This is a genomic window from Pseudomonas sp. Tof1 (assembly GCF_055390395.1).
Window position 1 is genome coordinate 5,033,099 of sequence record NZ_AP024344.1, and the last position, 12,732, is coordinate 5,045,830.

11 protein-coding genes are annotated in these 12,732 nt (G+C 63.4%); 5 read left to right on the forward strand and 6 right to left on the reverse strand.

Annotated elements, in window-relative coordinates; translation table 11 throughout:
- Positions 1-26: 26 nt before the first annotated feature.
- The gene (locus ACZ5KU_RS22415) at positions 27-2,978 is read left to right on the forward strand and encodes an HD domain-containing phosphohydrolase (protein WP_464736293.1); all 2,952 of its coding nucleotides are present in this window, start codon (positions 27-29) and stop codon (positions 2,976-2,978) included.
- Between the two features lie 7 nt (positions 2,979-2,985).
- Here ACZ5KU_RS22415 and ACZ5KU_RS22420 read toward each other — a convergent pair whose 3' ends face one another.
- Complete coding sequence (locus tag ACZ5KU_RS22420; RefSeq protein WP_054058823.1) at positions 2,986-3,468, reverse strand: GAF domain-containing protein; 483 nt, start codon at positions 3,466-3,468, stop codon at positions 2,986-2,988.
- On the reverse strand, positions 3,465-4,355 hold the full coding sequence (locus tag ACZ5KU_RS22425) for an ATP-binding protein (RefSeq protein ID WP_054058824.1): 891 nt from the start codon (positions 4,353-4,355) through the stop codon (positions 3,465-3,467). The genes ACZ5KU_RS22420 and ACZ5KU_RS22425 overlap by 4 nt, the downstream gene beginning before the upstream one ends.
- Before the next feature lie 178 nt (positions 4,356-4,533).
- Here ACZ5KU_RS22425 and ACZ5KU_RS22430 point away from each other — a divergent pair, with 178 nt between their 5' ends.
- On the forward strand, positions 4,534-6,852 hold the full coding sequence (locus tag ACZ5KU_RS22430; RefSeq protein ID WP_416769904.1) for a response regulator: 2,319 nt from the start codon (positions 4,534-4,536) through the stop codon (positions 6,850-6,852).
- Here the strand turns inward: ACZ5KU_RS22430 and ACZ5KU_RS22435 are convergent.
- The 3 genes from ACZ5KU_RS22435 to msrB all read right to left on the reverse strand — a co-directional run bounded on the left by ACZ5KU_RS22435 (position 6,845) and on the right by msrB (position 8,331).
- Positions 6,845-7,297: a MarR family winged helix-turn-helix transcriptional regulator gene (locus ACZ5KU_RS22435; protein ID WP_054058826.1), complete on the reverse strand. Its 453-nt coding sequence runs from the start codon at positions 7,295-7,297 to the stop codon at positions 6,845-6,847. The genes ACZ5KU_RS22430 and ACZ5KU_RS22435 overlap by 8 nt on opposite strands.
- Complete coding sequence (locus ACZ5KU_RS22440) at positions 7,290-7,781, reverse strand: glutathione peroxidase (RefSeq protein WP_054062902.1); 492 nt, start codon at positions 7,779-7,781, stop codon at positions 7,290-7,292. Before ACZ5KU_RS22440 ends, ACZ5KU_RS22435 begins: the two co-directional genes overlap by 8 nt.
- A gap of 148 nt (positions 7,782-7,929) precedes the next feature.
- A complete protein-coding gene (msrB, locus tag ACZ5KU_RS22445; protein WP_054058831.1) occupies positions 7,930-8,331 on the reverse strand; it encodes a peptide-methionine (R)-S-oxide reductase MsrB in 402 nt (133 codons plus the stop codon).
- Positions 8,332-8,558: 227 nt separating this feature from the next.
- On the opposite strand from msrB, the gene ACZ5KU_RS22450 reads away from it, so the two are divergent.
- Positions 8,559-9,770: a pyridoxal phosphate-dependent aminotransferase gene (locus ACZ5KU_RS22450; protein ID WP_017905666.1), complete on the forward strand. Its 1,212-nt coding sequence runs from the start codon at positions 8,559-8,561 to the stop codon at positions 9,768-9,770.
- A 318-nt stretch (positions 9,771-10,088) separates the two neighbouring features.
- The gene (gene htpX / locus ACZ5KU_RS22455; protein WP_054058828.1) at positions 10,089-10,976 is read left to right on the forward strand and encodes a protease HtpX; all 888 of its coding nucleotides are present in this window, start codon (positions 10,089-10,091) and stop codon (positions 10,974-10,976) included.
- A gap of 49 nt (positions 10,977-11,025) precedes the next feature.
- On the opposite strand, the gene ACZ5KU_RS22460 is transcribed toward htpX, so the two are convergent.
- Positions 11,026-11,691 (reverse strand): thiopurine S-methyltransferase, encoded by a 666-nt coding sequence (locus ACZ5KU_RS22460; protein ID WP_054058829.1) that lies wholly within the window; start codon positions 11,689-11,691, stop codon positions 11,026-11,028.
- Positions 11,692-11,794: 103 nt separating this feature from the next.
- Between ACZ5KU_RS22460 and ACZ5KU_RS22465 the strand changes: the two genes are divergently transcribed.
- On the forward strand, positions 11,795-12,562 hold the full coding sequence (locus ACZ5KU_RS22465) for a DODA-type extradiol aromatic ring-opening family dioxygenase (RefSeq protein WP_054062903.1): 768 nt from the start codon (positions 11,795-11,797) through the stop codon (positions 12,560-12,562).
- Positions 12,563-12,732 lie beyond the last annotated feature (170 nt).

Sequence of the window (12,732 nt, forward strand, 5' to 3'; positions counted from 1 at the left end):
ACCGCATCACCAAGGAGATAGCTGCGATGCCCAGTTCGATGCCCGTCCAGCAGCGCCGGTTCCCCCTGCACATCCACATCAGCATCCTGTTCACCTGCCTGCTGTTGCTGACCGGCACCCTGTTGGGGATCTTCAATTACCAGCACACCACCCGCATCATCCTCTCCAGCAGCGAAAAACTCTTCGGCAAGATCCAGGAAGATGTCCAGCTGGACCTGCAGCACACCTACCAGCCGATTCGGCACCTGCTAAGCCTGCTGGCCATCGACCCCTGCAACTCGGCCACCACCCTGGCAGAACGCCTGGCCCTGCTGCGGCCCTTTACCCAGGCACTCAACGACAACCCCAACCTCGCCTCGCTGTACCTGGGCTATACCGACGGTGACTTCTTCATGGTCCGACCGCTGCGCGACCCGGCGCTGCGGGCCTACGTCAAGGGGCCGGAGAACGCGGCCTTCCAGGTCTGGAGCATCGAGCGCAATGCCGGCAAGGGCAGCCTGCAGTCGCAATCGCTGTTCTACGATGCCAACCTGAACCTGATCAGCCGCCAGGAAAACCCCGAGGAGATCTACGACCCACGCAGCCGCGCCTGGTTCGACACCGCCCTGGGCGGCACTGGCCAGATCACCACCGAACCCTATGTATTCTTCTCGACCCACAATGTCGGTACCACACTGGCCCGACGCAGTTCCCCGACGGTGGTGGTGGCCGCCGACCTGACCCTGGAGGACCTGTCGGCCACCCTGGGCAAACACAAGGTCACCCCCGATACCGAGATCGTCCTGTTCGACGACCAGGGCAATGCGGTGGCCTACCCCGACTACGGCAAGCTGACCGCCCAGGGCGGCGATCGACTGACGCCGGTCCGCGAGTTGAGCCCGGCACTGCAACAGTTCATGGACCCGGCCAACCCGTCCGGCCGCCACATGCGCACCCGCGATCGGCAGTGGATCGTCGCCCGCAGCAATCTCGCCGAAGGCGGCCCGACCGGGCTGCACCTGGCCCTGCTGGTACCGGAGGATCAATTGCTGGCCGATGCCTACCGGCTGCGCTGGCAAGGCGCGCTGCTGACCCTGGCGACGCTGCTGCTCTGCCTGCCGCTGGGCTGGCTGACCTCCAGGATCCTGGTCAAGCCGCTGCATGCGCTGGTGCGCGAAGCCGATGCGATCCGCAGCTTCAACTTCAACTACCCGGCCACCCCGAACTCGCCGGTACTGGAAGTCGACCAGTTGACCGTATCGATGAGCCGCATGAAAGGGACCCTGGCCAGCTTCTTCGAGATATCCGCCAGCCTGTCGGCGGAAACCCGCTTCGAGCAGTTGCTGCAACTGGTACTCAACGAAACCATAAAGATCGGCCAGGCCCGGGCGGGCCTGCTCTATCTGGTCAACGGCGAGAACCGACGACTGGAGCCCCAGGCGCTGATCATCGACGGTATCCAGCACGCCCCGCAGCAGTTCGACATCCGCAGCGACGCCGCCACGGACAGCCGGCGCGCGGACTGGCTGAGCCGGCTCGACAGCCACAACAGCACGGTCAGCACCCTCGGTTTCGAGCAGGCCGATGACTTGCAACGGGTGATGATCGCCCTGGAAACGCCGCGCATTCACCTGATCGGCATCCGCCTGCACAACCGCCATGGCGAAACCGTGGGGGTCCTGGCGCTGCTGCTGCCCGACAGCGGCACCGAAGCCGACCTGGAAAACCTCAAGCCCGACCGCATCGCCTTCATCAGCGCGGTGTCCGGCACGGCAGCGGCGTGCATCGAGAGCCAGCACCTGCAGGTCAGGCAGAAGCAACTGCTCGATGCGTTCATCCAGCTGCTGGCAGGCGCCATCGACGCCAAGAGCCCCTATACCGGCGGCCATTGCCAGCGCGTACCGGTGCTCACCCAGATGCTGGCCAGGGCCGCGGCCGCCAGCGAGCAGCCGGCGTTCCGTGACTACAACCCTTCGGAGGACGAGTGGGAGGCCCTGCATGTGGCGGCCTGGCTGCATGATTGCGGCAAGGTCACGACGCCGGAATATGTGGTCGACAAGGCGACCAAGCTGGAGACCCTCCACGATCGCATCCACGAAGTACGTACGCGTTTCGAAGTGCTCAAGCGTGATGTCTGGATCGACTATTGGCAGACCCGCGCCACCATCGCTGCCGAGGAGCAGGCGCTTGCCGTTTCACGGGACGCCCGCCTGAGCGCACTGGACGACGATTTCGCCTTTGTCGCCCAGTGCAACCTGGGCAGCGAGGCCATGGCCGAGGCCGACCTGGAGCGGCTGCGCAAGATTGCCCAGCGCACCTGGAGCCGCACCCTGGATGATCGTCTCGGCGTGTCCTGGGAAGAACACCGGCGCCAGGAACGCACCCCGGCACCCACCCTGCCCGTCACCGAGTACCTGCTGGCCGACAAGCCCGAGCACCTGTTCGAACGCAGCGACAGCGAACGGATGCCGGCCGACAATCCCTGGGGCTTCCAGCTCGATGTCCCGCCCTGCAAGTTCAACCGCGGCGAGCTGTACAACCTGAGCATCACCCGCGGCACCCTGACCCGCGAAGAGCGCTACATCATCAACGATCACATGGTGCAGACCATCATCATGCTCAGCCGCCTGCCCTTCCCCGGCCATCTGTCGATGGTCGCGGAAATCGCCGGCGGTCATCACGAGAAGATGGACGGGACCGGTTACCCGAAACGCCTGAGGCGCGAGCAGATGAGCCTGCCGGCGCGGATGATGGCGATCGCCGATATCTTCGAGGCACTGACCGCCGCCGACCGGCCCTACAAGAAGGCCAAGTCGCTGAGCGAGGCGCTGAACATCATGGCCGCGATGTGCCGCGATGCCCATATCGACCCACAATTGTTCGAGCTGTTCATGCAGGAGGAGATCTACCTGCAATATGCCAACAGCTATCTGCAGCCCCAGCAGATCGATGCGATCGACGTACCGGGGCTGCTGGCCAAGGCCGGTCTGAAGGCCTGAGGCCGCGTCAGCAGTCGGTCAGGCGGAGGAAGATCGCCGCCAGTTGCTCGATGCCCGCCTGGTCTTCGACGGTGAAGCGGGCCAGGCGTGGACTGTCGAGATCGAGCACGCCGATCAGGCGGCCCTCCTTGACCAGTGGCACCACCAGTTCACTGTTCGAGGCGCTGTCACAGGCGATATGCCCGGGGAACGCATGCACGTCCTCCACCCGCTGGGTCTGCCGGCTGGCCGCCGCCGCACCGCAGACCCCACGCCCGAAGGGAATGCGAACACAGGCGATCTGTCCCTGGAACGGGCCGAGCACCAGCTCGCCGTCGCGGTTGAGGTAGAAACCGGCCCAGTTCAGATCCTCCAACTGGTTGAACAGAAACGCCGAGAACTGCGCCGAGTTGGCGATGAAATCGCGCTCGTCCGCCAACAGCGACTCCAACTGCGCACAGAGCAGCCCGTAGCCGTCCAACCCTGCGCCAGCCTTTTGCAAATCAATCATGGTGCCTGCTCCAACAACTTCAATCCAACCCAATACCGCGCAAACTGATAGGCGCAGCGACCGTTGCGGTTACCCCGCCCGGTGGCCCAGCGTACCGCCAGAACATCCAGTTCGTCATCACGCTGCCACGCAAGGCCGGCCTTGCGCGCCAACTCGCCGATCCAGTGCTCGACCACGCTGAGGTAGTGCTCCTGGGTGAACGGATAGAACGACAGCCACAAGCCGAACCGATCGGAAAGGGCGATCTTGTCCTCCACCGCTTCGCTCGGGTGCAGCTCGCCATCGACGCGTTTCCAGTTCTCGTTGTCACTCTCCTTCTCCGGCACCAGGTGCCGGCGGTTCGACGTGGCGTACAGCAACACGTTGTCCGGAGCCTGCTCCAGCGAACCATCGAGCACGCTCTTGAGCACCCGGTAGTCACCCTCGCCGGACTCGAACGAAAGATCGTCGCAGAACAGCACGAAACGCTGCGGCAGCCTGGTCAGTTGCTCCACCACCCGCGGCAGATCCGCCAGGTGATCGCGCTCGATCTCGATCAGGCGCAGGCCGGCACCGGCATGTTCGGCCAGCAGGGCACGCACCAGCGACGACTTGCCGGTGCCACGCGAACCCCAGAGCAGGGCATGGTTGGCCGGCAGGCCGTCGATGAACTGCCGGGTATTGCGGGCCAGTTGTTCACGCTGCTTGTCGACGCCGATCAGGTCGGACAGGCGCATGTCCAGGCTGACCTCGAGCGGCAACAGGAACCCCGTGCGACCTTCGCGCTGCCAGCGGGCCGCCAGGCAGCGATCCCAGTCGATCACCTGGCGGGTGGCGGGCAACAGCGGTTCCAGACGGGAGAGGAACGCGTCGGCGCGCTCCAGAAAGGCATTCAATCGAGCATCCACGACTTTTCCTCGGGCAAGTTCACACTCATGATGTCGCGTCGGCGCCACAGGGCGCTTGAAAATCAAGCAGGCTGTCTCGGCAAACACCCGATCAGGGCGCCACCACTTGTCTGCCGGTGCTATCGAAAGATCAGCTATGCTTGCCCGGCGAAGGGAAACGAATGTGGTACATCATCCCATGGATATAAAATTCACCCAGCGCTTGTCCTACAAGCAAGCCCGATCGACCGTGGTGGTCGGGTTCATTCTGGGGACGCTGCTCAGCCTGCTGCAGATCGGTCTCGATTATGCCAGCGAAAACGCCTCCATCAATCGTGAAATCCTTTCGCTGCTGGAAATCAGCCACAATCCCGCCTCACGGATCGCCTACAACATCGATGCCGAACTGGCCCAGGAACTGGCGCTGGGGCTGCTGCACTCGCCAGCGGTGCTGCGGGCAAAACTGACCGACAACAACAATGCGGTGCTGGCCAGCGTCGAGCGGCCCCGCCAGGATGGCCGCTACCGGGCGATCAGCGACTTTCTCTTCGGCGCCGACCGGCAGTTCGAGGACCGCCTGTTCCTCGACCACCTGCCGAACGAATCCCTCGGCGTCCTGCACCTGGATGTCGACACCTACACCTTCGGCATCCGTTTCCTCAAACGCGCCGAAATCAGCCTGCTCAACGGGTTGATCCATGGCCTGATCCTGACCGGCATCCTCCTGGCACTGTTCTACGTGATGCTGACCAAGCCCCTGGTCAGGGTCATCGATGCGCTGGCCAGCACCCAGCCGGGAGCCCCCCGGCAAGCGCGACTGGAGTTTCCACCCGGCCATGAAAAGGACGAGATCGGTGTACTGGTCAAGGTTGCCAACCAGCAGTTCGACATCATGGCCACCGAGATCCAGCAGCGGCGCAACGCCGAAAACCGCCTGACCGACTACCTCGGGCAACTGGAAAACATCGTCTCGGCCCGGACCACCGAACTCAAGGCGATCAACGCCCGCCTGAGCCAGTCCAACCAGGAGCTGGAAGTGGCCCGCAGCACGGCGCTGAACATGGCCCAGGCACGCTCGGCCTTCCTGGCCAACATGAGCCATGAAATCCGTACGCCGTTGAACGGCCTGCTCGGCATGATCGCGCTGTCGCTCGACAGCTCGCTGAATGCCGAGCAACGCCAGCAGCTGTCGATTGCCCACGACTCGGGAAAGGTCCTGGTGGAACTGCTCAACGATATCCTCGACCTGTCGAAGTTCGACGCCGGGCAACTGGAGCTGGAACGGATCCCCTTCGATCTCGGCGCACTGATCGAGGATACCGCCAACCTGCTCTCGCAGAATGCCGCCCCCAGCGTCGAGCTGGCCTGCCTGATCGAGCCGCAGTTCCCCGCCCTGGTGCTGGGCGACCCGACCCGGGTTCGGCAGATCGTCAGCAACCTGCTGTCCAACGCCCTGAAGTTCACCCGCTTCGGTCGCGTCGACGTACGCCTGACGGCCCGCGACGACGGCGTGCGGATCGAAGTCTGCGACACCGGTATCGGCATCGCCCAGGAAGCCCAGGCGAAGATCTTCCAGCCATTCACCCAGGCCGGCGCCGGCATCACTCGCCAGTACGGCGGTACCGGGCTCGGCCTGGCCCTGACCTACAACCTTTGCGAAGCGATGAAGGGCCGCCTGACCATCAGTTCCGAAGTCGGCTTCGGCAGCCAGTTCTGCGCCGAACTGCCGCTGCCCTGCCACACCCCCGCCGCCCCGCCGAAGCCGCTCAACGGCCGGATCATCGCGGTCAGTTCCGCAGGCAGCGGCCTGAGCGAACTGCTCGACAACCAGTTGCCGGCCTGGGGCCTGCAATACAAGCGCTACGGGATCGACGACAGCCTGGCCGGCCTGCAGATCGACCTGCTGATCACCGACTGCCCCGAATGCCTGTTCGGCCTGCGACCGGCCATCACCGCACCGATCCTGCTGGTGACCGCCTACGGCAACTTCATGCCCACCGAGGAGGCCAGCGCCCTGGCTCCCCTGCAACAACAGGCACGCCCCCTGGCGCGGAATGCGCTGTACCAGATCCTGCAGCGCACCCTGCAAGTGGATGACCCCGAGGCTCAATCGGTCCAGGCCCAGGACAGCCCGCCCCAGCGGCGCGGCCGGATCCTGTTGGTCGAGGACAACCCGGTCAACCAACTGGTCGCCAAGGGCATGCTCGGCAAGCTGGGCTGCGAGGTGACCGTGGCGGCCCATGGTGGCGAAGCGCTGAGCCAGCTGGAGCAGCAGGATTTCGACATGGTGCTGATGGATTGCAACATGCCGGTCATGGATGGCTACGAGGCCAGTCGGCAGATCCGCCGCAGCGGACGCTGGCCGAACCTGCCGATCGTGGCCCTGACCGCCAACGCCATGCCCGAGGAGCGCGAACGCTGCCGGGCAGCGGGCATGAACGACTACCTGGCCAAGCCGTTCCGCCGCGAGGAACTGATGGCGTTGCTCGAACTCTGGGTCGCGCCGCAGATCACCTGACGTACGCCAGCAACTGGTCCAGACCGTCGCGCAGTTGATCGAGCCGAGCCAGATCGATACCGCTGTCACAGAGCAGTTGCGCCTTGAGCGGCGCAACCTGCTCGCGCAGTGCCCAACCGGCCGGGGTCAGGCTCAGGTGCACCTCGCGCTCGTCATCGGGCGAGCGCCGGCGCTGTACCAGTTCCATCTGCTCCAGGCGCTTGAGCAACGGCGTCAGCGTCCCCGAATCGAGCAGCAGCCTTTCGCCCAGCGCCTTGACCGTGGGCTGCTGCGGCGCACTGTCGTGCCACTCCCACAGCACCAGCATCGCCAGGTACTGTGGATAAGTCAGTCCCAAGCGGTCGAGCATCGGCTTGTAGCCACGGATCACCGCCCGCGACGCCGCATAGAGCTTGAAGCACAGCTGGCGGTCGAGCCGCAGCGAATCGGCGGGCAGATCATTCATGCTCGAGCAGGTCTTCGATCTCGCGGACCATGTCATCGGGCTTGGTCAGCGGGGCAAAACGCTTGACCACCTTGCCATCGCGGCTGATCAGGAACTTGGTGAAGTTCCACTTGATGCGCTCGGAGCCCAGCAACCCGGGAGCGTCCTTCTTCAGTTGCACGAACAGCGGGTGTGCCCCGGAACCATTGACCTCGATCTTCTTGAACAGCGGGAAGCTGACGCCATAGTTCAGCTCGCAGAATTCGGAAATCGCCGCTTCGTTGCCCGGCTCCTGCTTGCCGAACTGGTTGCAGGGAAAACCGAGGACCACCAGCCCCTGGTCCTTGTAGTGCTGCCAGAGCGCTTCGAGCCCCTTGTACTGCGGGGTGAAACCGCACTTGCTGGCGGTGTTGACCACCAACAGGGCCTTGCCGGCGAAGTCGGCGAGAGTCTTCTGCTCGCCCTTGATAGTGGTGCACGGGATGTTCAGCAGGTTTGCGCTCATGACGGTTCCTCCATTGAATGCCGATCAAGATAGCGAGCAATTTAATTGCACACAATTCAATTGCTCAAGTTTATATGGGGTCATACTCTTGCCGGATAGCACCAGGCCTGCGGCAACTCCCCCACCAGGCCCGGGACCGTCCTCACCTTCAGCCCTGAACCCGTGGCACCAGGTCCAGGCACACCGAGTTGATGCAGTAACGCAGGCCGGTCGGCGGCGGGCCATCGGGGAACACATGCCCCAGATGCGCATCGCAGCGCGCACAGACCACTTCGGTACGGATCATGCCGTGACTGGTGTCACGGATCTCGATCATCGCACTGTCGGCGATCGGCTCGTAGAAGCTCGGCCAGCCACAACCGGAATCGAACTTGGCCTTCGAATCGAACAGCGGCTCATTGCAGCAGATGCAATGATAGACACCATCGGTCTTGGTGCCATTGTATTTCCCCGAAAACGGCCGCTCCGTGCCTTTCAGGCGACAGACGTTGTACTGCTCCGGATCGAGCATGGCGCGCCATTCGTCCAGGGTTTTCTCCAGCTTTTCCATCATTGCACCTCGGCGGCAGATAAAACCCCGATCTGTACCTTTTCCACGGATCGGGTGGCACGTATGATTGCGCCTCGTTGAACGCCAGTCTGGCACCCGCTTGAACCGCATTCAAATCGGATTTTCCGCAGCGGCGGCAAGGGGCCACGGGACGCGCCGCAAACGCAGTATTGCCACAGCGACCCCAGCGGGTCGCCTGGATCGTCCATTATCGGGATCACATCACCATGCAGGTCAGCAAATCGAACAAGCTCGCCAACGTCTGCTATGACATTCGCGGCCCGGTGCTCAAGCACGCCAAACGCCTGGAAGAGGAAGGCCATCGCATCCTCAAGCTGAACATCGGCAACCCGGCGCCCTTTGGTTTCGAAGCGCCGGACGAAATCCTCCAGGATGTGATCCGCAACCTGCCGACCGCCCAGGGCTACAGCGATTCCAAGGGTCTTTTCAGCGCGCGCAAGGCGGTGATGCAGTACTACCAGCAGAAGCAGGTCGAAGGTGTCGGTATCGAGGACATCTACCTGGGCAACGGCGTTTCCGAGCTGATTGTGATGTCGATGCAGGCCCTGCTCAACAACGGCGACGAAGTGCTGGTCCCGGCACCGGACTATCCACTGTGGACCGCCGCGGTCAGCCTGTCCGGCGGCAAGGCGGTGCATTACCTGTGCGACGAGCAGGCCAACTGGTGGCCTGACCTGGCCGACATCAAGGCCAAGATCACCCCCAACACCAGGGCCATGGTGATCATCAACCCGAACAACCCGACCGGCGCGGTGTATTCGAAGGAAGTCCTGCTGGGCATGCTCGAACTGGCCCGCCAGCACAACCTCGTGGTGTTTTCCGACGAGATCTACGACAAGATCCTCTACGACGACGCCGTGCACGTCTGCACCGCCTCGCTGGCACCGGACCTGCTGTGCCTGACCTTCAACGGCCTGTCCAAGTCCTACCGGGTCGCCGGCTTCCGCTCCGGCTGGATCGCCATCTCCGGTCCCAAGCACAATGCCCAGAGCTATATCGAAGGCCTCGACATTCTGGCCAACATGCGCCTGTGCGCCAACGTGCCGAGCCAGCATGCGATCCAGACCGCTCTCGGCGGCTACCAGAGCATCAACGACCTGGTGCTGCCACCCGGCCGCCTGCTGGAGCAGCGCAACCGCACCTGGGAACTGCTCAACGACATCCCCGGCGTCAGTTGCGTCAAGCCCATGGGCGCACTGTATGCCTTCCCGCGGATCGACCCCAAGGTCTGCCCGATCCACAACGACGAGAAGTTCGTCCTCGACCTGCTGCTCTCGGAAAAACTGCTGGTGGTGCAGGGTACGGCCTTCAACTGGCCATGGCCGGATCACTTCCGGGTGGTCACCCTGCCACGGGTCGACGACCTGGAGCAGGCCATTGGCCGCATCGGCCACTTCCTGAAATCCTACCGCCAGTAATATCCTACAACCCACGGCGACTCCCGAGTGGCGTCGCCGTGCGGCCCCTCTCTCATCAGCTGTTTTTTGTATGCACATACGTCGTTCGCCGAACTGTTCCGTGCAATGCTGTCAAAGGCTCTGCAACGCAGTTTCCGCGGGCTACGACCGGCTGCGGGAAGAAAAACGCCGACCTTTGTGATTCGGAAATGGCCGGCAGGATTCTACAATTGAGCTGTAGGACACAGTTTGAAATAGTCACCCGGTTGAATAGGCGGTAGCGGCACCTTATATACCCCGCATAAAGCGACATCTTTAGATGAGGAGATACTTTCAACCATGATGCGCATCCTGCTGTTCTTGGCTACCAACCTGGCGGTCGTGCTGATTGCCAGCATCACCCTGAGCCTTTTCGGCTTCAACGGGTTCATGGCGGCCAATGGGGTTGATCTCAACCTCAATCAGCTGCTGATCTTCTGTGCGGTCTTTGGTTTTGCCGGTTCGCTGTTCTCGCTGTTCATATCCAAATGGATGGCGAAGATGAGCACCAGTACCCAGATCATTACCCAGCCACGCACCCGCCACGAGCAATGGCTGCTGCAAACCGTCGAGCAACTGTCCCGTGAAGCCGGGATCAAGATGCCGGAGGTCGGCATCTTCCCGGCCTACGAGGCGAACGCCTTCGCCACCGGCTGGAACAAGAACGACGCGCTGGTCGCGGTCAGCCAGGGTCTGCTGGAGCGCTTCTCGCCCGATGAAGTGAAGGCCGTGCTGGCCCACGAGATCGGTCACGTGGCCAACGGCGACATGGTCACCCTGGCACTGGTCCAGGGCGTGGTGAACACCTTCGTCATGTTCTTCGCGCGGATCATCGGCAACTTCGTCGACAAGGTCATCTTCAAGAACGAAGAAGGCCAGGGTATCGCCTACTACGTGGCGACCATCTTCGCCGAACTGGTCCTGGGCTTCCTCGCCAGCGCCATCGTCATGTGGTTCTCGCGCAAGCGCGAATTCCGTGCCGACGAAGCCGGTGCCAGCCTGGCCGGTACCGCCGCAATGATTGGCGCCCTGCAGCGCCTGCGCGCCGAACAGGGCCTGCCGGTGCACATGCCCGACACGCTGAACGCCTTCGGTATCAACGGCGGCCTGAAGCAGGGCCTGGCCAAGATGTTCATGAGCCACCCGCCGCTGGAAGAGCGTATCGACGCCCTGCGTCGCCGCGGCTGACCGCCACTTGCGGGAGCCTGCCTGCTGGCTCCCACAGGGCACAGTACCCTCAGCCGATCCGGTTCCTCTCCAACCGATACACCCGTTCCTCAAGGCGAGTCACCCCCGCCTTGAGGAACTTCCAGCTCTCACCGAGCACATCCTTCTGCTCTTCCACCTGAACCTCCCACGCCGGCTCCAGCAGACTGCGCACCTCACCGTCGAGGACGGCGAAGGGCGGCCCGTTCAGCAGCGACTGGTCGTAGTCCAGCGTAATCAGCAGGCCCTGGCAGCCGCCGGGCAGAATCCGCGTCAGGTGGCTCGCATAACGTTGGCGCATCTCGGCTGGCAAGGCGATCATCGCAGCCCGGTCATAGAGCGCCGCACAGTCGGCGACGTCCTCGGCGCTCAGAGCGAAGAAATCCCCGCACCAGAGCTGCAGCGACCCGGCCTCGTAGATCCGGAAGCCGCCCTGCTCGCGCACCCGCGGCTGCAACTGACGCTCCAGGAAAAAGTCCTCGACCGCCTTCCTCGACAGCTCGACGCCCAGCACCCGCAATCCCTGCGCCGCCAGCCAGGCCAGATCGAGACTCTTGCCACACAATGGCACCAGCACCCGCCCACCCGGCTCCAACGGCAGGTCCGGCCAGTAGCGCTGCAGATAGGGATTGACCTGATCCAGATGAAAGCCGATCTGGCCGAGCTCCCAGCGTTTGTGCCAAAACTCAGGCTGCATGTTTAACCCCAATAATTCGATCAGAATCCACTAAAACTTATATTAGATTTAGATCAATGTTTTGAATGAAGATGGTGCCATCTTAACGCTCAGGACCTTGCCCATGTTCCCCAGCCTGTTCATCTCCCACGGCTCGCCCATGCTGGCCCTCGAACCCGGCGCCAGCGGCCCGGCCCTGGCCAGGCTGGCCGCCGAACTGCCACGACCCAGGGCCATCGTGATCGTCTCGGCGCACTGGGAAAGCCAGGGACTGCTGGTCGGCAGCAGCCCGCACCCGGAAACCTGGCATGACTTCGGCGGATTCCCCCGCGAACTGTTCGCCGTGCAGTACCCGGCGCCGGGCCAGCCGGAGCTGGCTGCCGAGGTGGCCGGGCTGCTGACGCAGGCGGGCCTGCCGGCGCGGCTGGACGCCACCCGCCCCTTCGACCATGGCGTGTGGGTGCCGATGAAACTGATGTATCCCGAAGCCGATATCCCCATCGTCCAGGTCTCGCTGCCCAGCCACATGGGCCCGGCCTTGCAGACCCGCATCGGGCAGGCCCTGCGCGGCCTGCGCGAGCAGGGCATTCTGCTGGTGGGCTCCGGCAGCATCACCCATAACCTCGGCGAGCTGAACTGGCGCGCCGGCCCGGAGGTCATCGAACCCTGGGCCAAGGCCTTCCGCGACTGGATGGTGGAAAAGCTCGCCGCCGATGACGACGCCGCCCTGAACGACTATCGCCGCCAGGCCCCCCATGCCGTGCGCAACCACCCCAGCGACGAACATCTGCTGCCGCTGTACTTCGCCCGCGGCGCCGGCGAGCGGATGGGGATCGTTCACCAGGGCTTCACCCTGGGCGCGCTGGGCATGGACATCTACCGCTTCGACTGAGCAGGTATCATGACGCTGCCCGCGCATGGGGGCGGTTTCATGGCCATGAGCAAGTCTTGAAATCCTGTTCACGGGCAAGCCCCGCTCCCGCAGGCCTCGAGCCAGGCGCACCGCCTGGCACCAGGCAAAAAAAATCCCCGAACCGGTCGGGGATTTTTTTATCGATCAAT